This is a genomic window from Burkholderia sp. KCJ3K979 (assembly GCF_016759955.1).
Classification (GTDB): Bacteria; Pseudomonadota; Gammaproteobacteria; order Burkholderiales; family Burkholderiaceae; genus Burkholderia; species Burkholderia orbicola.
Genome location: NZ_JACFYV010000015.1, coordinates 14440 through 32678, shown reverse-complemented (window position 1 = coordinate 32678; position 18239 = coordinate 14440). Strand labels below are relative to the sequence as shown.

Genomic DNA, 18239 nt, shown 5'->3' with positions numbered 1-18239 from the left:
GATCCGGCGGCCGCGGTCACCGCGCGAGCGCGTTCTGCCGAAACCACGCGTCGAAGGTCGTCGCGCCGAGGCGCGCACCGGGCGCGGGCACGAGCGTGTCGTCCTGCAGCATCGCGCCGAAGTAGTCGGCGTCCGCATCCCGCGTCACCGTGCGGGCATCGTGCGTGGCCGACAGGAAACGCTCGACCAGATCGGCGATCCGCACACGCTCGGGGCCACCGATTTCGGCGATGCCGTTGCGCGGCGCGTCGAGCGCGAAGTCGGTCACCGCGGCCGCGACGTCGTCCGATGCGATCGGCTGGAAGTGCGCGGTGGTCAACCGGACCGTGTCGCCCTGCGCGCCAGCCTGCGCGATCGCCTCGACGAATTCGAAGAACTGCGTCGAGCGCACGATCGTGTACGGCACGCCGGCTTCGCGGATCAGGTTCTCCTGGATGATCTTGCCGCGGAAATACGCGCTCTGTTGCAGCCGGTCGGTGCCGACCACCGACAACGCGACGTGATGCCGCACGCCGGCCGCGCGCTCCGCGGCGAACAGGTTGCGCCCCGACGCCTCGAAGAACGCCTTCACGGCCGCTTCCTCGAACGACGGCGAATTCGCGAGATCGACGACGATCTCCGCGCCGGCCAGCGCGGCGTCCAGCCCCGCGCCCGTGATCGTATCGACGCCCGTCGACGGCGCGGCCGCGACGGCGTCGTGGCCGCGTGCGATCAGGTTCCTGACGACCTTGCTGCCGATCAGGCCGGTACCACCAATCACGACGATTTTCACGATTGCTCTCCTTGAACGGGCGCGCGACATGCGCGCCGCTTGAATCTGCCGAAACCGGCGCCCATCGCGTGCGCGCGATCGGGCCGGTACGTTGCCGAACGGCGCAGCGCCGTATTCGCGTGCCTGTCGAACAGCCCGCATCGTAGGCATGCCCCGCGCGATCCGGTAGAGGCCGGCAAGCCCTCACCATGTTGCCGTGCATGCATCAATCGATCGTCTCCAGCGGCGCCAGCGTCGTCATCGTGGTCAGGCACTGCAGATCGCGCGCCCGCGTCTGTTCGATCATGTAGTCGATGAACACGCGGATGCGGGTGGGCAGATGCTTGCGGCTCAGGTAGCAGAGATAGTGGCCGCCGTCGTCCGGCGCGTGCTGGCCGAGACAGCTCAGCAGCCGGCCGTCGGCGAGCAGGTCGCACACCTGGTACGCGGGCAGTTGCGCGATGCCGAGCCCGTCGAGCGCCGCGCGCACGACGAGATCGATGTCGTTGAACGTGTGATGCGCGGCGAGCTGGCGCCGCTGCGTCACCCCGTCGATCCTGAATTCCCATTCCGTGACGCGGCCCGACGCGGTGCACAGGTTGATGCAGCGATGCCGCGCGAGGTCGTCGACGTGCCGCGGCAAGCCGTGCCGGTGCGCATACGACGGCGACGCGCAGACGATCATCTGCATCGGAATCAGCCGGCGCGCGACGATCGCGCTGTCCTCCATGCGGCCGTCGCGAAACGCGACGTCGATGCGATCGGCGGAGAAATCGGCCGGGCGGTCGTTCAGCAGCAGGTCGAGCGTGATGTCCGGATACTGCGCATGAAAGTCGCGCAGCAGCGGCGCGATGACCTTGCGGCCGAAGCCCGGGGTCGAGCCGACGCGCAGGTGTCCGCTCGGCGGTCCGCTGCGCAGCTCGCGCATGTCCTCGAGCGCCTGCGCCAGATGCTCGATGCCGGGCCGGCAGTTTTCGTAGAAGAGCTCGCCTTCGCGCGTCAGCGACATGCTGCGCGTGGTGCGCTGGAACAGGCGTGCGTCGAGCCGGTCCTCGAGCCGTTGCACGTGGCGGCTGACCGACGAGCGGCCGACGCCGAGGCGATCGGCGGCGCGCGCGAAGCTGCCTTCGGTGACGACGGCGAGGAACGTGACCACGCCGGCATAGCAGGTCGAGAAGCTACGGGCGAACGGGTCGTCGGCGTCGGGGCGGCGGATGGAAGTGTCGGGCATGGAGGCGCTGGAATCGTGGTGTCCGTATGCGACTAGACGTTTCAGCGCTGCCGCCTGTGACACCGCCCGCCGCATTTTTTTAAAAAGGGTGCGGCGGCGTACGAGCCGGCTATTTTTCCGGCACGAGCACGGGCGCGCCCTGGTCCTTCAACAGCAGCACGATGAACTTCGCGGGCCGGGTGCGGCTCGCGTTGCGTCCGACCGTGTGCAGGTCGTTCGGGCCCTCGTAGAAGGTCTGGCCCGGTGTCAGCGTGACGGGCTCGCCGCCCTTCACCTGCATCACGATCGACCCTTCGACGACATAGACGAACGCGTCGGCGTGGTGGCGGTGCACCGGGTCGACCGCGCCGGGCGGATACTCGACCGAGATCATCTGCGCTTCCTTGCCCGGGTACGCGTCGAGCGGCTTCGTCATCAGCGGCGTGACGATGGCCGCGGGCGCCGCGCGAACGGCGCCGGTCGCGGCGCCCGCGACGACGAGCGCGGACGCGATCACGTGTTTCATGCGAATCATGGTGGTGGCTTCCGGTGGGCCGCCGGCCGACGGCCGGCAGCGAGAGAGGGGCGTGGCCTGCCGTCGGGCGCGGCCGTCAGGCGAGATTGGCCTTGTCGAGGCCGAACGCCTTGTCGGACGAGCCCGGCACGGTCCGGAACGCGACATTCGCGCGGTTCCAGCCGTTGATCGCCATCACTTCGAACGTCAGGTCCGACAATTCCTTCTCGGAGAGCTGGCCGCGCACGCGGTCGTAGACGTCGTCCGGCACGCCGTGCGCGGCCAGCGTCGTCAGCGCTTCGGTCCACGCGAGCGCGGCCCGCTCGCGCGGCGAGAAGAGCGTCGATTCGCGCCACGTCGCCAGATGATGCAGGCGCAGCTCGCGCTCGCCGTGGATGCGCGCTTCCTTCACGTGCATGTCGACGCAGAACGCGCAGCCATTGATCTGGGATGCCCGGAGGGACACGAGATCCCGGATCGATTCCTCGATCGCGCTGCTGCGCAGCAGGTTGCTGAGCTCGAGGAATTTCCTGAACAACTCGGGCGACTGTTGAATGTAGTTGATACGCTGCGTCATGATTTCTCCTGGCGACGAAGAGGCTGGCCCGCGCTGCGCGGGTGTCGTGGGCGGCAGGGCGCCGCGCGAAATCATCTTAGGAGGGTGTGCCGGGGCGCGGTAGCCACGCACGGGGACGCATCGTGTTGCGCGCGCTGCACCAATCCGGGCTCGGCGACGGGCGCGGCCGGCAGCGCGCGCGCCGCATGCGTCAGCCGGCGGTGCAGGCGGCCGCGATCCGCGCGAGCTTGTCGGGGTTGCGCTGCACGAGAATCCGGCCGATGCGCGTGCCGTCGGTCTCGAACGACATCGCCGCTTCGAGTTGCCCGTCGATGAAGCGCAGCATCGCCCACTGGCCGTTCAGCACGACCGGCCGCATCTCGACACCGCTGCCGCAGCGCAACCACGTCGCATAGAACAGTTGAGCGATGCGCCGGCCGCCGACCATCGGTTTCGGGAAGCTCTGGACATGGCCGCCGCCGTCGCCGATCAGCATCGCGTCTTCGGCGAGCAGCGCCTGGATCGACGGGAAGTCGCCGTGCGCGAGCGCATGCGTGAACGTCTGCAGCAGCCGACGGTGCGTTTCGTGCGGCACCGCGTGCCGCGGCTGCGTATCATCGCGCAGCCGCGCCCGGGCCCGGCTGACGAGCTGCCGGCACGCGGCTTCGCTCTTGCCGATCGCGTCGGCGATCCGGTCGTAGTCGAATTCGAAGATTTCATGCAGCAGGAAGGCCGCGCGCGCTTCCGGCGTCAGCCGTTCGAGCAACAGCAGGTACGCGACCGACACGTCGTTCGCGCGCTCCGTCATTTCCTCGGGCGTCGCGGGCGATTCGCCGAGTTCCGGCTCGGGCAGCCAGATACCCGTGTAGTGCTCGCGCCTGAGCTTCGCCGCGCGCAGGCGATCGATCGACGTGCGCGTCGTGACCGCGACGAGCCACGCCTCGGCGTTCTCGATGTCGTCGCGCGCCGCGTCGTGCCAGCGCAGCCACACGTCCTGCACGATGTCCTCGGCATCCGCGACGGAGCCGAGCATCCGGTACGCGATCTTCTGCAGGCGCGGGCGCAGCGCGTCGAAGGTTCGTGCGTCGTCGGTCGTCACAGCCACACTCCGCCGAACCCGAACGTCACGGGCCCGCTCAGGAACACGCTGCCGGCGCCGTCCCATTGAACGGTGACGTCGCCGCCGTCGCAGGTCACCCGCACGGTATCGTCGAGCAGCCCGCGCCGGATGCCGTTGACCGCCGCGCCGCATGAACACGAGCCGGAGCCGAGCGGCACGCCGCCGCCGCGTTCCCAGATACGTAGACGGATATGCGTGCGATCGATGACCTGAACGAAATGCACGTTGGTCTTCAGCGGAAACAGCGGATGCGTTTCGATCGCCGGGCCGAGCGCTTCGATGTCGAGCGCAGCGACATCGTCGACGAAGAACGTGCAATGCGGATTGCCCATGCTGCATGCGGCCGGCGCACCGGGCAGCGGCAGCACGAGCGTGTCGACGGCCTCCGAGACCGGCACGTCCTGCCAGCCGAGCCGCGGCGCGCCCATGTCGACCTTGATCAGCCCGTCCGCATCCTGCGAACAGTGCAGGTGCCCGCGATTCGTGCGCAGCACGACCGATGTCGCGCCGGTTTCCCGCATCAGCTTCCACGCGACGCCGCGCGTCGCGCTGCCGCAGGTATCGAGCGCCGAGCCGTCGGGATTCCGGAACGCGACGCGGGCGGCCGCGTCGTCGCCGTCCGAGATCACCGCGAGCTGGTTGAAGCCGATGCCGCGATGCCGATCGCCCATGCGCCGCACGAGGTCGTCGTCGACGGGATGCGCGCGATCGTGTTCCTGACCGCGCAGGTCGACGATGACGAAGTCATCGCCATTCGCGTTCAACTTCTGAAATGCGATCGGCATGAGGGTTCCGGAATGGAGGCAGGCAAATACTGTACGTGGCTCGCCGGTCGCGGGCAATCGTCGCCCGATGGTGCGCACACGCCGACGATCTACGTAATTTTACGTAGATCGTCATACGTAGTTATCCGCTTGTAAGCGGCCCCCGTCGCGCGGAATACTACGGCCCATCGCCGCGGTCTCCGCGAGGCTGCGGCACGACGCATCGACGTCACGCGGGTTCGGCCCCTCGCCGCATCCACTCAAAACACATTGGAGACCAGGAGACGCCATGAATCGGGCTTCCAGTACCCTGCTATGGATCGCGGTCGCGCTGCTCGGCGCGTTCGCATTCGGCACGATCGCACTCGCGCATGGCGAGCGCGTCAGTGCCCTCTGGATCGTGATCGCCGCAGTCTGCGTGTATCTGATCGCGTATCGCTTCTACAGCCGTTTCATCGCCAGCAAGGTCATGCAGCTCGACGGGCTGCGGATGACGCCGGCCGTCAAGTACAACGACGGCCTCGACTACGTGCCGACCAACAAGTACGTGCTGTTCGGCCATCACTTCGCCGCGATCGCCGGCGCCGGGCCGCTGGTCGGCCCCGTGCTCGCCGCGCAGATGGGCTACACGCCCGGCATGCTGTGGATTCTGGCCGGCGTCGTGTTCGCCGGCGCGGTGCAGGATTTCATCGTGCTGTTCATCTCGACGCGTCGCGACGGCCGTTCGCTCGGCGACCTCGTCAAGATGGAGCTCGGCACGGTGCCCGGCGTGATCGCGCTGTTCGGCGCGTTCCTGATCATGGTGATCATCCTCGCGGTGCTCGCGCTGATCGTCGTGAAGGCGCTGACCAATTCGCCGTGGGGCACGTTCACCGTCGCCGCGACGATTCCGATCGCGCTGTTCATGGGCATCTATACGCGCTACATCCGTCCGGGCCGCATCGGCGAAGTGTCGATCATCGGCTTCATCGGGCTGATGGCGGCGATCGCGTTCGGCCAGAACGTGGCCGCCTCGCCGACGGTTGCCGCGTGGTTCACGTTCAGCGGCACGCAGCTCACGTGGATCCTGATCGGCTACGGCTTCGTCGCATCGGTGCTGCCGGTGTGGCTGCTGCTCGCGCCGCGCGACTACCTGTCGACGTTCCTGAAGATCGGCACGATCCTCGGCCTCGCGATCGGCATCCTGGTCGTCGCACCGGAACTGAAGATGCCCGCGCTGACGAAGTTCGTCGACGGCTCGGGCCCGGTGTGGTCGGGCAACCTGTTCCCGTTCCTGTTCATCACGATCGCGTGCGGCGCGGTGTCGGGTTTCCACGCGCTGATCTCGTCGGGCACGACGCCGAAGCTGATCGACAACGAAACCAACGCGCGCTTCATCGGTTACGGCGCGATGCTGATGGAATCGTTCGTCGCGATCATGGCGCTGGTCGCCGCGTGCGTGATCGAACCGGGCATCTACTTCGCGATGAACGCGCCGGCCGCCGTGCTCGGCTCGACGCCGGAAGCGGTCGCGAACACCGTCACGCAATGGGGCTTCGTGCTGACGCCCGACATGCTGACGCAGACCGCCAAGGCCGTCGGCGAAACGACGATCATCGCGCGTGCGGGCGGCGCGCCGACGCTGGCCGTCGGCATGGCGCACATCCTGCACCAGGTGATCGGCGGCGAAGCGATGATGGCGTTCTGGTATCACTTCGCGATCCTGTTCGAGGCGCTGTTCATCCTGACGGCCGTCGACGCGGGCACGCGTGCGGGCCGCTTCATGCTGCAGGATCTGCTCGGCACGTTCCACCCGGCGCTCAAGCGCACCGAGTCGCTGCCCGCGAACCTCGTCGCCACCGCGCTGTGCGTGGCCGCGTGGGGCTACTTCCTGTACCAGGGCGTGGTCGATCCGCTCGGCGGCATCAACACGCTGTGGCCGCTGTTCGGCATCTCGAACCAGATGCTCGCCGCGATCGCGCTGGTGCTCGGCACCGTCGTGCTGTTCAAGATGAAGCGCGAGCGCTATGCGTGGGTCACGATGGTGCCGACCGCATGGCTCTTGATCTGCACGCTGACGGCCGGCTGGCAGAAGATTTTCGACGCGAACCCGAAGGTCAGCTTCCTCGCGCACGCCGCGAAGCTGCAGGCCGCGGTGGACGAAGGCAAGGTGCTCGCACCGGCGAAGTCGATCGCGCAGATGAAACGGATCATCTTCAACGACTACATCGACGCGGCGCTGGCCGGGCTGTTCATCTTCGTCGTCGTGGCGATCGCGGTGTACGGCGTGATCGCCGTGCTGCGCGCGCGCCGCGAGTCGAAGCCGACCGTGCGCGAGACGCCGTACGAAGCGATGCCGGCCGCGCAGGCGCTCGGCAGCGGACGTTGAGGAGAAGCCGCGATGTTCAGCGATCTTGGCAGCGACCTGCGCAGCGCGGGGCGTTACCTCGGGCAGGCGTTGCGGCTGATGGTCGGCCTGCCCGACTACGACACCTACGTCGCGCACATGCGCGAAACCCATCCGGACCGCGAACCGATGACGTACGAGGAATTCTTCCGCGAGCGTCAGAATGCGCGGTACGGGTCGGGAGCGGGGAAATGTTGCTGAACCGGGCCGTTGCAATGACCTGACGAATCAGCCCGGTATCGAAACGAAAGCGCCGCGACGGATGTCGCGGCGCTTGTTCTTTGGCGGGCCGGCGGCGCGCATCGCATGGTGCTCGCGTGCCGTTTGCCCGGGCGCAGCGCGGCGGCGTCCGGCCGCCGGTATCATTGGGGCACTTTCTTTTCCCGATGGACCGCAGGAGAACACGTCGTGCATGTCGGTGAGCGTTTCAACAGCATTTCCCATCTCGTCGGCGCGGTGCTGTCGGTGGCGGGCCTCGTCGCGCTGGTGACGATGGGCGCGCTCGAAGGCGATCCGTACAAGGTGGTGAGCTTCAGCGTGTACGGCGCGATGCTGATCCTGCTCTACGCGATCTCGACCGCGTATCACAGCGTGCGCAACCCGCGCCTGAAGGCGATCCTGCAGAAATGCGACCATGCGGCGATCTATCTGCTGATCGCCGGCAGCTATACGCCGTTTACGCTCGTCACGCTGCGCGGCCCGTGGGGCTGGTCGCTGTTCGGCGTGAGCTGGGGGCTCGCCGTGTTCGGCATCGTGCAGGAACTCACGCTCGGGCGCCGCACGCGCCTGCTGTCGATGATCCTCTACGTGCTGATGGGCTGGCTCGCGCTCGTCGCCGTGCGTCCGCTGATCCATGCGCTGCCGCCGATCGGCACCGCGTGGCTCGTGGCCGGCGGCGTGATCTACAGCGCGGGGATCTACTTCTTCATCAACGACGAACGCATTCGCCACGGGCACGGCATCTGGCACCTTTTCGTGCTGGCCGGCAGCCTGTGCCAGTTCGTCAGTGTCGCGATGTATGTCGCGTGAGCGGCACGGGGCGTCGAGCGGGTGACGCCCCGTGCGTGGCGCGTCGGCCGGAGTAGGCGCTACCGGCGCGCGGCGCCGCGCAGCGCGCTGAACCCGACCCATCCCCAGTACACGCGATGATGCGCGATCAGCCCGTCGCGCAGGTCCATCACTTCGACGAGATCCACCTGATCGCCGTCCGGCGTTGCGCGCGGGTATTCCCAGACGAGCTGGCGGCCGTTCGAGAAGAACAGCCCGGTTCGGTACCAGCGCCCGAGCTTGTTGTCCGGATTGCGCAGGCCGGCCGCGAAGAATGCGCCGATCGCGGCCTTGCCGTGCAGCACGCCCGAGCCGTGCGCGGGCTGCGTGGCGACGACGAGCGGGGTTTCGAGCACCGCGTCGTCGGCATACAGCGACATCAGCGCGTCGAGGTCGCGCGCGACGACGGCGGCGTGCCAGTCTTCATGGATGCGCCGGGCGTCGGCATCGGTGTCTGCGGGTGTCATGGCGGGTTTCCGGAAGTCGATCACGGAAACCACTGTACGGGCGTACCGTCGCGAGACGTTTCACGTCGACCCGAAACGTGGATGCCCCGCCGCGGCGAACGCGGTCGGACGTCGGCCCTTAGCCGGCCAGCGCGTCGAGATTCAGCACATACGACTTGCCGATCCACACCGCGCAATCGCGATGGTCGCGCAGTTCGTCGTGCGTATTCGGATGGAGGAAGATGTCGAGCGCGCCGTGGTTCAGCACGAGCCACGGCACGATGTCGTCGAATCGGGCGGCGTCGAACGCGATCTGGTACGACCAGGCCGGATGCGGGCCGACGAGGCGTTCGTGAAAGCGGCCGAGTTCGATGACCGCACCGAACCGCGCGTCGACGACCTGGCGAAACGCCCAGGCCGCGTCGCGGCTCGCCGCATCGAAATAGACGTGCGCGTGCCAGCTGTCGATGGCGGTAGTGTCGAGGGCAGCCATGGAAAGACTCGATTAAAAAGGGGAATGCTGGAGATGCCGTGCGAAACGGCCGATGCGTGATTATCGCGCGTCCTTGCTGTTTGCGTCGTGTCTCAATCCGGAAAACCGATGCGGATGATTTGTCCTGCATCAGAAGAATCGGCCGGTCCGATCAAATCGCTTTGGCGGTATCCGCGTGCGCGATATCACGCCGGAGCCTTGCGGGCAGGCGCGCCGGCCGGCATCGCACCGGCAACACGCCATTTCGGAAATTGAAAGAGCCGGGGCGAGTACCCACCGGATCGTCGGTAGAAATCCGATCAGGTCATTGAATGAAATAAAGAAATTCCATGCCGGCGGGATTCGCGAACGACGCGGTGCGCACGCCGAATGCCGTACCTGAAAATAACAATTGCGGATTCGGCTATTCAAGCGGGATGCGGCCCGACATACGATGATTTCAACGCATCGATGATGGATCGATGCGGGGACAACCATCTGGAGGCCATTATGCGATCCCTCGTTCCCGTTGCTGTTCTTTCCTGCGCACTCGTTGCGCTGCCTGCCGTCGCCTTTGCGCAGTCGATTGGTGCCGGCGACATCCCGCATGCCGCGCCGTTGACCTGGTCGGCGGCGCGTGCCGAAACCGATGTGCAGCTGATGCAGATGACGCGTGCCGGCTATCGCGCGACGACGGCCGGCAACCAGAACTATCCGCTCGCGATGCAGCGTGCGCTCGAGCGCGTGTACAACCCGATGCCCGACCGGTGGCCCGACGAGAAGGCCGCGATGCAGGCGCGGGCGGCCCGCGAGGCGCAGACCGGCCATCCGGTGAAGGCGTTCTTCGTGAAAACCGCGTATTACCTGAAGGGCGAGAACACGTTTTGATGCAGGAGACGAACATGGCATGCCCCAACCGATTGTCCGGCGTGTGGCGTGCGCCGGCGATACGCAGGCTGCCGGAAGCGGGCGCGACGCGACGGCGCGCAGATATGCACGGCATGCGACGCCGGGCGAACACCCTGTGCGACGCGGGCCGCGGCGCCGTCGTGTGCCGTAGCGCGTGGCCGGGCGTGGGAGAGGACGACGCGTCCGCGAGCGAGGGCGAATCATGAAGGCTGCCCGAAAAGGCCGCCGCCATCCGCCTTTGACGCGCGAATGGCTGCTGCCGCTGCCGCCCGCGCATGCCCGCGACATCTCGCTGAAATGCCACATGGCGCTGGTCGCGCTGCGCGGCGAGCACGGTAGCGAAACGCTGCTGATGCGGCTGCGCACGAGCGTGTATCTGGTGTTCCTCGCGCTCGACGATGCGGTCTCTCCCGACGCGACCATCGACCTGTGCGTCGACGCGGAGCGCGTGCTGGACGCGAGCGTGGCGCGCGCCGTGCAAAGCGGTGCATGGGCGCTGCACGACGACGAATGCGCGGTGCTCGAACGCGTGCTCACCGCGAACGACGCGTGCGTCGCGACGCTCACGCGGCATCGGCTGGCGGAGCTGTGGCGTCATGTGTGCACGTTCGCTTCTGCCGAACAGCCGGGGCTGGTCGCGCAGGCCGCGGCGAAGATGCGGGAGCCGGCCGTTCTGCATTGAGGGGCTGCCACGGGCCGTGTTTCATACGCGTCCCATTCCATCGCGCGGCCGCGCGCCGTCTAATGACTTGACTGGAACCCGGCGTGGCCGGGCGACGAGGATCCATCCTCGCGTTTGCGGCGATCATGCGTGTCGACGCGAACGCATTCGATTCGGTCAGGAGGAGCGATGGCGCTATACAGGAGCGGCGGCTACTTCACGTGCGGAAGTGGCCGCGCATTCAGCGAGAATCTGCCGCCGGGCAGCAAGGTGACGGTGGCGGGCATCTATCGATGCACCGTATGCGGCGACGAAATCGGCATTGCGAAATCACAGACGTTGTCGTCAGAGGAAGCGCATCCGCACGATCTCGATCCGCCGTCCGACCCGCTGCTCGATCCGGGACCGACCGCCTGGCAACTGATCGCCGCGGCGGAGTCGCGAAGCTAGGCAACCGACGTGCGCCTTCGCACGCAGGGCGCAAGCGCTGCGCGTCACACGGCGTCCGTCAAAACGAAAAGCGCCACGGAGCGAATGAGCTCCGTGGCGCTTTTTCGATTCCAGCCGCGACGAAGGCGTGAACATTCCCGCGGCGCGACGCGCGGCTTAAGCGGCCGTTGCCGACTTCGCCGGCTTCTGCAGCTTGCCCTTGCCGGCGCGCTGGATTTCCTCGAGCTTGATCTCGACGTGGCGCGAGAACACGTACTCGGCCGGACGCTGCTTCGCGATCGAGATGTCCGGTGCGAACGGGCCGTCGGTCTTGATGCCCTTGCGGCTCACGCGCAGCGCCTTCAGCGGGTTCGAGATCGTGTCCATCACGGCCGTCGCCTCGAAGCCGCAGTGGACCATGCAGTCCGCGCACTTCTCGTAGTTGCCGACGCCGTAGTTGTCCCACTCGGTCGTTTCCATCAGTTCCTTGAAGGTCTTCACGTAACCTTCGCCGACCAGGTAGCACGGCTTCTGCCAGCCGAACACCGTACGCGCCGGGTTGCCCCACGGCGTGCACTTGTACGTCTGGTTGCCGGCCAGGAAGTCGAGGAACAGCGACGACTGGCTGAACGACCAGCGCTTGCCGCCTTCGCCGCGCTTCAGGATTTCGCGGAACAGGTTCTTCGTCTTGTCGCGGTTCAGGAAGTGCTGCTGGTCCGGCGCGCGCTCGTACGCGTAGCCCGGCGACACGGTGATGCCGTCGACGCCGATCGGGCCCAGCGTGTCGAAGAACTTCGCGACGCGCTCGGGGATCGCATCGTTGAACAGCGTGCAGTTGATGTTCACGCGGAAGCCGCGGCGCTTCGCTTCCTTGATCGCCGCGACCGCCTTGTCGTACACGCCTTCCTGCGACACGGAATGGTCGTGCATGTCCTTGTCGCCGTCGAGGTGGACCGACCAGACGAAATACGGGCTCGGCTGGTAGTCGTCCATCTTCTTTTCCATCAGCAGCGCGTTCGTGCACAGGTACACGAACTTCTTGCGCTTCATGATGCCCTTGACGATTTCCGGCATCTCCTTGTGGAGCAGCGGCTCGCCGCCGGCGATCGACACGACGGGCGCGCCGCACTCGTCGACGGCCTGCAGGCATTCCTCGACGGACAGGCGCTGGTTCAGGATCGGATCCGGATAATCGATCTTGCCGCAGCCGTTGCACGCGAGGTTGCAGCGGAACAGCGGCTCGAGCATCAGCGCGAGCGGATAGCGTTTGTTGCCGGACAGGTGCTGGCGCACGATGTAGGCGCCGACACGGACTTGCTGGAGCAGCGGAATAGACAAGGGATGTCCTCCTTAAACTTCGCGGGCGACAGCTTGCGTGAGCTTCGCCGGCAACTTGAATTCGACTTTTTCTTCACGGCCCGCCATCGTCGCGACATCGACGGGCCCCAGCGCGCGCAGCGCGCCGATTACATCCTCGACCATTTCTTCGGGCGCCGACGCGCCGGCGGTCAGGCCGACCGTCTGCACGCCCGCGAACCATTCGGCCTTCACTTCCGAGCCGTCGGCGACGAGATAGCTCGGCACACCGCTTTCGGTGCCGATCTCGCGCAGGCGGTTCGAGTTCGAACTGTTCGTCGCACCGACGACGAGCAGCACGTCAACCTGTTCGCTCAGCTCGCGCACGGCGGCCTGGCGATTCTGCGTGGCATAGCAGATGTCGCGCGTATCCGGGCCGACGATGTCGGTGAACCGGCGCTGCAGCGCTTCGATGATGCCGCGCGTGTCGTCGACCGACAGCGTGGTCTGCGTGATGTACGCGACCGGCGTATCGACGGGCAACGTCAGCGTATCGACTTCTGCTTCGCTCTGCACGAGGATCACCTCGGCCGGAATCTGGCCGATCGTGCCCTCGACTTCCGGGTGGCCCGCGTGGCCGATCAGGATCAGCCGGCGGCCCGCCGCGACGTACTGGCGCCCCTGCACGTGCACTTTCGTGACGAGCGGGCAGGTCGCGTCGAGCACGTCGAGCCCGCGCGTCTGCGCGTCGCGCTCGACCGTCTGGGCGACACCGTGCGCGCTGAAGATCGCGACAGCGCCGTGCGGCACCTCGTCGAGCTCCTCAACGAATCGTGCCCCTTTATTACGCAGATTTTCGACGACATGCCGGTTATGCACGATCTCGTGACGCACATAGACCGGCGCACCGTGCTGTTGCAGCGCGCGATCGACGATCTCGATCGCACGGACAACCCCCGCACAGAAGCCGCGGGGCTGGGCAAGGATGACTCGCATAGGTGAGCGAACTCCGACGACAGACGCCGGGGTTCGAGGCGCTGACACGCGCTTGCTCGCCCCGGCTTGATGTTATGAAGGCAGGAACGAACCGGCCGGCCAGGCCCCGGAACCCCGAATTAATCGCGCATTTTAACCCTATCGGGCCGTCCGTGCTTTGGTGCTGTGCCGGCACCGTTGCAATTGTGGGAGAGCCGCGTCGGCGCTGGCGCGCGCGGAACCCGGTAAACTGCGCGGTTTCGCCGGCGGCCGCTCCGGCTGCCCGCCATCGCGCTCATTTCAAGGCCATTCGATGACCGTCGATTCTTACGCGTATTGCCCTTCCGCTCGCGGGGTTTCGGGTGTTTTGTTCCCGACCCCTATTTATGCCGAACCCGCCGGCGCCCGGCAGGAGGCAGGCCGATGATGCTGGCGATCGCTTTCCTCGTGTCCGGCCTGTCGCTGGTGATCTGGATCGTGCTGCTCGTCGCGCGCGGCGGCTTCTGGCGCGCGCAGCCCGCGCGGCCGCTGCCGCCGGAAGCCCGCGGCGCGGCGGCCGACGCCGGCTGGCCGGCCGTCGTTGCGGTCGTGCCGGCGCGCAACGAAGCCGACGTGATCGCCCGCGCGGCGACGTCGCTGCTCGAGCAGGACTATCCGGGCGACTTCCATCTGATCATCGTCGACGACCACAGCGACGACGGTACCGCCGACGCGGCCCGCGCGGCCGCGCTCGCGATCAACCGTGCCGACCGGCTGACGGTGCTGAGCGCGAAGCCGTTGCCGGCCGGCTGGTCCGGCAAGGTGTGGGCGCAGTCGCAGGGGATCGCGGCGGTGCGGACGCTCGGCCTGCCGGCCGATTACCTGTTGCTGACGGATGCCGACATCGGCCATCCGCCCGACGCCGTCGCGCAGCTCGTCACGCGCGCGCAGGCCGAGCAGCGCGATCTCGTGTCGCTGATGGTGCGGCTGCGCTGCGACTCGTTCTGGGAAAAGGCGCTGATTCCGGCGTTCGTGTTCTTCTTCGCGAAGCTGTATCCGTTCTCGTGGATCAACAACCCGCGCAACCGGACGGCCGGCGCCGCCGGCGGCTGCATGCTCGTGAAGCGCACGGCGCTCGAGGAAGCGGGCGGCATCGAATCGATTCGCGGCGCGCTGATCGACGACTGCAGCCTCGCCGCGCAGATCAAGCATCGCGGCAGCGGCCGCCATCCGATCCGGCTCGATCTCGCCGATCGCAGCGTGTCGCTGCGCCCGTACGACAGCTGGCGCGACATCTGGAACATGATCGCGCGCACCGCGTTCACGCAGCTGCACTACTCGCCGCTGCTGCTGGCCGGCACGCTGCTCGGGATGACGATCATCTATCTGGTGCCGCCCGTCGTCGCGCTCGCCTACGGCGCGCGTGCGTGGCCGGCCTGGCTCGCGTGGGCGTCGATGTGCGCCGCGTATGCGCCGATGCTGCGCTACTACCGGCGCTCGCCGCTGTGGGCGCCCGCGCTGCCGCTCGTCGCGCTGTTCTACGTCGGCGCGACGTTCGCGTCCGCGTGGCGTTACTGGCGTGGCAAGGGCGGGCAATGGAAGGCGCGCGTGCAGGCGCCGGTGGATCGCTGACGCCGAGTGTGCCCCGGGAGGCATGCCTCCCGGCAGCCGGAAAGCAAACAGCCCGATCGGTGCGAACCGGTCGGGCTGTTTCGTTTTCGGCGGTGTCGTGTGCCGATGCCGAGTGCTTACCGCTGAGTCAGCATCATGTACATCTGGACCACGACGTCCGGCGAGAACGTAAACGGCACCCAGCCGTAGCCCGTGTGACGGGCGACCAGCAGGCGGTCGCCGTTCGACTGCTTCTGCACGGCCATCATCGGGTTCTTCGTCGTCACGAAACGCCAGCCGGCCGGAATGCCGGGCGGCGGCTCCGGCTGCATCGACGCACGCGCGTGCGCGAGTTCCTCGATCAGTTGGCCCAGTTGTTCCGGATGCAGCGTGATCGACTGGCCGTTGATGGTCAGCGTGAGTTCGTTCTGGGACGGGCGCGCGACGTGCAGCGTCGCCTTGTCGGCCGGTGCGGCAGCGGTGTCGGGTGCAGCCGCGGAGTCGGCTTGCGCCGCCGGGACGATCGCGGTTTCGGCGTCGACGGCCGCAGTCGACACCGCGGCAGCGTCGGACCCAACCGGTGCGGTTGCGTGTACGGCCGGCTCCGCTGCCGGCGTGTCCGCCGGTGCCGGCTCGACGGCTTCGGCCGTCACCGCCGTGGCTGCGACCGCACTCGTCGCGGCTTCCTTGACAACGGCCTCGACCAGGGCTTCGGCGTCGGCGATGGCCTTCGCGTGGTGCTGCGCGGCCGCTTCGGCCTGGGCGATCGCTTCGGTATGGCGCTGCGTGATGGCTTCGGCTTCGGCGGTCGCTTCGGCGTGGCGTTGCGCGGCGGCTTCGGCCTGGGCAATCGCTTCGGCGTGACGCTGCGTGATGGCTTCGGCCTCCGCGGTGGCTTCGGCGTGACGCCGGGCGGCGGCCTGCGTGTCGGCGAGTGCCTGCGTGTGACGCTGGGCGAGCGCCTCGGCCTCGGCGATCGCGGCCATGTGGCGCTGCGCGGCGGCCTCGGCTTCGGCGGTCGCTTCCGCATGGCGCTTCGCGGCGGCTTCGGCTTCGGCGGTCGCCGCGGCATGACGTTGCGCGGCCGCTTCGGCTTCGGTCGCGGCGGCGTGATGACGCTGCGCGGCGGCCTCGGCTTCGGCGATCGCCGCCGCGTGGCGCTGCGATGCGGCTTCGGCATCCGCGTGACGTTGCGCGAGCGCTTCGGTCAGCGCGGTGGCTTCCGCATGGCGTTGCGACGCGGCTTCGGCTTGCGTGGCGGCATCCGTATGACGTTGGGCGGCCGCTTCGGCGGCGGCGGTGGCGTCGGCATGGCGCCGCTGCGCGGCTTCGGCATCGGCGGCAGCGGCCGTGTGGCGCTGCGCGGCGGCCTGCGCTTCGGCCTCCGCCGCCGCGTGACGCTCGGCCGCGGCCCGGGCTTCCGCTGCCGCGGCGCGCGCGAACGCTTCCGCGCTGCGTGCCGCCTGCTGCGCGGCGTGGTGATCGTGGAGGAGCTGATCGACGCCCGTGGCGAGCGAAGCGATCTGATCGTTCAGGTTCATGCGTGTCTTCTCTGCGTAAGACCCGCGATTTTAACCGCTGCGCCGATGCCGGTCCGCGCGCGACGTGTAACAAAGTGCGCAAAGCGGCGCGACGTGCGCCGCTTTGTGTTACTTGAGGTAGCCCGCCGAGCCGAACCAGTCCAGCGCATCGCGCAGCCCTTCGCGATACGGGCGCGCACGGTAGCCGAGTTCGCGCTCGGCCTTCGCGGACGTGAAATACATCTTGTTCTTCGACATCCGCAGCCCGTCGACGGTGACGAACGGCTCCTTTTTCGTGAACTTCGCGATCGCTTCGGCGCCGACCGCGAGCGGGTACAGCGGCCAGCGCGGCAGCGCGATCGTCGGCGCCTTGCGGCCGGTCATCTGCGCGATGTCCGCGAGCATCTGCTGCAGCGGCAGGTTCTCGCCGCCGAGGATGTAGCGCTCGCCGATCCGGCCGCGCTCGAGCGCGAGGAAGTGGCCGTGCGCGACGTCGTCGACGTGCACGAGGTTCAGCCCCGTATCGACGAACGCGGGAATCTTGCCGAGCGCGGCCTCGACGATGATGCGGCCGGTCGGCGTCGGCTTCACGTCGCGCGGGCCGATCGGCGTCGACGGATTGACGATCACGGCGGGCAGCCCTTCGTCGGCGATCATCCGTTCGACCGCGCGCTCCGCGAGCACCTTGCTGCGCTTGTAGACGCCGATCGCCTGCTCGGCCGTGAGCGGCCGGTTCTCGTCGGACGGGTCGCCCGCGCTCGTCACCTTCAGCGTCGCGACGCTGCTCGTGTAGACGATCCGCTCGACGCCTTCCGCGCGGGCCGCGCGCATCGTCGCGACCGCGCCTTCGAGGTTCGCGCGCTCGATCTCGTCGGGATCGGGCGCCCACAGCCGGTAGTCGGCCGCGACGTGCAGCAGGTAGCGCACGCCGCGCAGCGCGGCGCGCATCGACGCCTCGTCGCGCATGTCGCCGGTGACGATCTCGGCATCGAGATCCGCGACGTTCGTGCGCGGGCTGGTGGGGCGCACGAGCACGCGCACCGCATAGCCTTTCTGCTGCGCGATGCGCGCGACGGCCGAGCCGACGAAACCGGACGCGCCGGTGACGAGAACGAGATCGCGGGAGGTATCAGTCATGCGTTTCCTTCAGGGCCGCGCGGGCGGCGCGGCGGTTGGGCATCGGCGAGATTGTACGTGGTCGGCGTGCGCGGCGACGCCCGGCCGGCGCGTGTGCGAAGCGGCCGACGCGACTACAATGCCGGGCTTGAATGCAACGGGAGGGCGACGCGATGAGCCGCAATGAACTGGACGAACGGATCGAGACCTACTACGTGCGGGTGCGCGGCGTCGTGCAGGGCGTCGGCTTTCGTCATGCGACGGTGCGCGAGGCGCATGCGCTGAAGCTGCGCGGCTGGGTCGCGAATCTGGAGGACGGCACCGTCGAGGCGATGATCCAGGGCCCCGGCGCGCAAATCGACCGGATGCTCGCGTGGCTGCGTCACGGGCCGCCCGCCGCGCGCGTGACCGAGGTGACGTTCGAGGAACGCCGGACCGAGAAGCGCTTCGAACGCTTCCAGCAGCAGTAAAAGACAC

Annotated in this window: 20 protein-coding genes; 8 read left to right on the top strand and 12 right to left on the bottom strand. The window is 67.8% G+C overall.

Annotation, left to right across the window (positions count from 1 at the left end):
* Positions 1 to 16 precede the first annotated feature (16 nt).
* The 6 genes from H3O04_RS06030 to dapF all read right to left on the bottom strand — a co-directional run bounded on the left by H3O04_RS06030 (position 17) and on the right by dapF (position 4936).
* Positions 17 to 772 carry an SDR family oxidoreductase gene (locus tag H3O04_RS06030; protein WP_202587326.1) on the bottom strand — a complete coding sequence of 252 codons (756 nt, stop codon included), beginning with the start codon at positions 770 to 772 and terminating at the stop codon, positions 17 to 19.
* Between the two features lie 205 nt (positions 773 to 977).
* The gene (locus H3O04_RS06025) at positions 978 to 1982 is read right to left on the bottom strand and encodes a LysR family transcriptional regulator (protein ID WP_124476313.1); all 1005 of its coding nucleotides are present in this window, start codon (positions 1980 to 1982) and stop codon (positions 978 to 980) included.
* Positions 1983 to 2091: 109 nt separating this feature from the next.
* Positions 2092 to 2496 carry a cupin domain-containing protein gene (locus tag H3O04_RS06020; protein WP_034175085.1) on the bottom strand — a complete coding sequence of 135 codons (405 nt, stop codon included), beginning with the start codon at positions 2494 to 2496 and terminating at the stop codon, positions 2092 to 2094.
* Between the two features lie 76 nt (positions 2497 to 2572).
* Positions 2573 to 3052, bottom strand: coding sequence for a carboxymuconolactone decarboxylase family protein (locus tag H3O04_RS06015; RefSeq protein WP_034175086.1), 480 nt, complete (start codon positions 3050 to 3052; stop codon positions 2573 to 2575).
* Between the two features lie 190 nt (positions 3053 to 3242).
* Entirely contained in the window at positions 3243 to 4130 is an 888-nt protein-coding gene (locus tag H3O04_RS06010; protein WP_202587325.1) for an RNA polymerase sigma-70 factor, read from the bottom strand.
* Positions 4127 to 4936 (bottom strand): diaminopimelate epimerase, encoded by an 810-nt coding sequence (dapF, locus tag H3O04_RS06005; protein ID WP_202587324.1) that lies wholly within the window; start codon positions 4934 to 4936, stop codon positions 4127 to 4129. The genes H3O04_RS06010 and dapF overlap by 4 nt, the downstream gene beginning before the upstream one ends.
* A gap of 268 nt (positions 4937 to 5204) precedes the next feature.
* Between dapF and H3O04_RS06000 the strand changes: the two genes are divergently transcribed.
* The 3 genes from H3O04_RS06000 (at position 5205) to trhA (ending at position 8330) form a co-directional block, all read left to right on the top strand.
* Complete coding sequence (locus H3O04_RS06000) at positions 5205 to 7283, top strand: carbon starvation CstA family protein (RefSeq protein WP_006480279.1); 2079 nt, start codon at positions 5205 to 5207, stop codon at positions 7281 to 7283.
* Between the two features lie 12 nt (positions 7284 to 7295).
* Positions 7296 to 7502 (top strand): YbdD/YjiX family protein, encoded by a 207-nt coding sequence (locus tag H3O04_RS05995; RefSeq protein ID WP_006480280.1) that lies wholly within the window; start codon positions 7296 to 7298, stop codon positions 7500 to 7502.
* A 207-nt stretch (positions 7503 to 7709) separates the two neighbouring features.
* Positions 7710 to 8330: a PAQR family membrane homeostasis protein TrhA gene (trhA, locus tag H3O04_RS05990; protein ID WP_006480281.1), complete on the top strand. Its 621-nt coding sequence runs from the start codon at positions 7710 to 7712 to the stop codon at positions 8328 to 8330.
* Positions 8331 to 8389: 59 nt separating this feature from the next.
* On the opposite strand, the gene H3O04_RS05985 is transcribed toward trhA, so the two are convergent.
* The gene (locus tag H3O04_RS05985; protein WP_124592032.1) at positions 8390 to 8815 is read right to left on the bottom strand and encodes a nuclear transport factor 2 family protein; all 426 of its coding nucleotides are present in this window, start codon (positions 8813 to 8815) and stop codon (positions 8390 to 8392) included.
* A 118-nt stretch (positions 8816 to 8933) separates the two neighbouring features.
* Positions 8934 to 9287 (bottom strand): DOPA 4,5-dioxygenase family protein, encoded by a 354-nt coding sequence (locus tag H3O04_RS05980; protein WP_006480283.1) that lies wholly within the window; start codon positions 9285 to 9287, stop codon positions 8934 to 8936.
* 489 nt (positions 9288 to 9776) lie between these two features.
* On the opposite strand from H3O04_RS05980, the gene H3O04_RS05975 reads away from it, so the two are divergent.
* The 3 genes from H3O04_RS05975 to H3O04_RS05965 all read left to right on the top strand — a co-directional run bounded on the left by H3O04_RS05975 (position 9777) and on the right by H3O04_RS05965 (position 11286).
* Positions 9777 to 10154: a hypothetical protein gene (locus tag H3O04_RS05975; protein ID WP_202587337.1), complete on the top strand. Its 378-nt coding sequence runs from the start codon at positions 9777 to 9779 to the stop codon at positions 10152 to 10154.
* A gap of 223 nt (positions 10155 to 10377) precedes the next feature.
* A complete protein-coding gene (locus H3O04_RS05970; protein WP_011548879.1) occupies positions 10378 to 10857 on the top strand; it encodes a hypothetical protein in 480 nt (159 codons plus the stop codon).
* Positions 10858 to 11025: 168 nt separating this feature from the next.
* Positions 11026 to 11286 carry a hypothetical protein gene (locus tag H3O04_RS05965; protein ID WP_202587323.1) on the top strand — a complete coding sequence of 87 codons (261 nt, stop codon included), beginning with the start codon at positions 11026 to 11028 and terminating at the stop codon, positions 11284 to 11286.
* A 156-nt stretch (positions 11287 to 11442) separates the two neighbouring features.
* Here the strand turns inward: H3O04_RS05965 and hpnH are convergent, their stop codons facing one another.
* Both hpnH and ispH read right to left on the bottom strand, forming a co-directional pair.
* Entirely contained in the window at positions 11443 to 12603 is a 1161-nt protein-coding gene (hpnH, locus tag H3O04_RS05960) for an adenosyl-hopene transferase HpnH (RefSeq protein WP_006480287.1), read from the bottom strand.
* Between the two features lie 12 nt (positions 12604 to 12615).
* The gene (ispH, locus tag H3O04_RS05955; RefSeq protein ID WP_011548881.1) at positions 12616 to 13557 is read right to left on the bottom strand and encodes a 4-hydroxy-3-methylbut-2-enyl diphosphate reductase; all 942 of its coding nucleotides are present in this window, start codon (positions 13555 to 13557) and stop codon (positions 12616 to 12618) included.
* A 402-nt stretch (positions 13558 to 13959) separates the two neighbouring features.
* On the opposite strand from ispH, the gene H3O04_RS05950 reads away from it, so the two are divergent.
* Entirely contained in the window at positions 13960 to 15147 is a 1188-nt protein-coding gene (locus H3O04_RS05950) for a glycosyltransferase (RefSeq protein ID WP_202587322.1), read from the top strand.
* Positions 15148 to 15263: 116 nt separating this feature from the next.
* On the opposite strand, the gene H3O04_RS05945 is transcribed toward H3O04_RS05950, so the two are convergent.
* Both H3O04_RS05945 and hpnA read right to left on the bottom strand, forming a co-directional pair.
* Entirely contained in the window at positions 15264 to 16667 is a 1404-nt protein-coding gene (locus H3O04_RS05945; RefSeq protein ID WP_202587321.1) for a phage tail protein, read from the bottom strand.
* A 108-nt stretch (positions 16668 to 16775) separates the two neighbouring features.
* On the bottom strand, positions 16776 to 17783 hold the full coding sequence (gene hpnA, locus H3O04_RS05940) for a hopanoid-associated sugar epimerase (protein WP_006480291.1): 1008 nt from the start codon (positions 17781 to 17783) through the stop codon (positions 16776 to 16778).
* Positions 17784 to 17935: 152 nt separating this feature from the next.
* Between hpnA and H3O04_RS05935 the strand changes: the two genes are divergently transcribed.
* Positions 17936 to 18232, top strand: a complete 297-nt coding sequence (locus H3O04_RS05935; RefSeq protein WP_006480292.1) for an acylphosphatase — start codon at positions 17936 to 17938, stop codon at positions 18230 to 18232.
* Positions 18233 to 18239: the final 7 nt, after the last annotated feature.

Bases quoted from the DNA above. Each gene is read 5' to 3' on its own strand.
- H3O04_RS06025 (WP_124476313.1), bottom strand. From the start codon at position 1,982: ATGCCCGACACTTCCATCCGCCGCCCCGACGCCGACGACCCGTTCGCC.
- H3O04_RS05975 (WP_202587337.1), top strand. From the start codon at position 9,777: ATGCGATCCCTCGTTCCCGTTGCTGTTCTTTCCTGCGCACTCGTTGCG.
- ispH (WP_011548881.1), bottom strand. From the start codon at position 13,557: ATGCGAGTCATCCTTGCCCAGCCCCGCGGCTTCTGTGCGGGGGTTGTC.
- dapF (WP_202587324.1), bottom strand. From the start codon at position 4,936: ATGCCGATCGCATTTCAGAAGTTGAACGCGAATGGCGATGACTTCGTC.
- H3O04_RS05970 (WP_011548879.1), top strand. From the start codon at position 10,378: ATGAAGGCTGCCCGAAAAGGCCGCCGCCATCCGCCTTTGACGCGCGAA.
- H3O04_RS05945 (WP_202587321.1), bottom strand. From the start codon at position 16,667: ATGAACCTGAACGATCAGATCGCTTCGCTCGCCACGGGCGTCGATCAG.
- hpnA (WP_006480291.1), bottom strand. From the start codon at position 17,783: ATGACTGATACCTCCCGCGATCTCGTTCTCGTCACCGGCGCGTCCGGT.
- H3O04_RS06000 (WP_006480279.1), top strand. From the start codon at position 5,205: ATGAATCGGGCTTCCAGTACCCTGCTATGGATCGCGGTCGCGCTGCTC.
- H3O04_RS05950 (WP_202587322.1), top strand. From the start codon at position 13,960: ATGATGCTGGCGATCGCTTTCCTCGTGTCCGGCCTGTCGCTGGTGATC.
- H3O04_RS05965 (WP_202587323.1), top strand. From the start codon at position 11,026: ATGGCGCTATACAGGAGCGGCGGCTACTTCACGTGCGGAAGTGGCCGC.
- H3O04_RS05985 (WP_124592032.1), bottom strand. From the start codon at position 8,815: ATGACACCCGCAGACACCGATGCCGACGCCCGGCGCATCCATGAAGAC.
- H3O04_RS06020 (WP_034175085.1), bottom strand. From the start codon at position 2,496: ATGATTCGCATGAAACACGTGATCGCGTCCGCGCTCGTCGTCGCGGGC.
- H3O04_RS05935 (WP_006480292.1), top strand. From the start codon at position 17,936: ATGAGCCGCAATGAACTGGACGAACGGATCGAGACCTACTACGTGCGG.
- H3O04_RS05995 (WP_006480280.1), top strand. From the start codon at position 7,296: ATGTTCAGCGATCTTGGCAGCGACCTGCGCAGCGCGGGGCGTTACCTC.
- H3O04_RS05980 (WP_006480283.1), bottom strand. From the start codon at position 9,287: ATGGCTGCCCTCGACACTACCGCCATCGACAGCTGGCACGCGCACGTC.
- H3O04_RS06015 (WP_034175086.1), bottom strand. From the start codon at position 3,052: ATGACGCAGCGTATCAACTACATTCAACAGTCGCCCGAGTTGTTCAGG.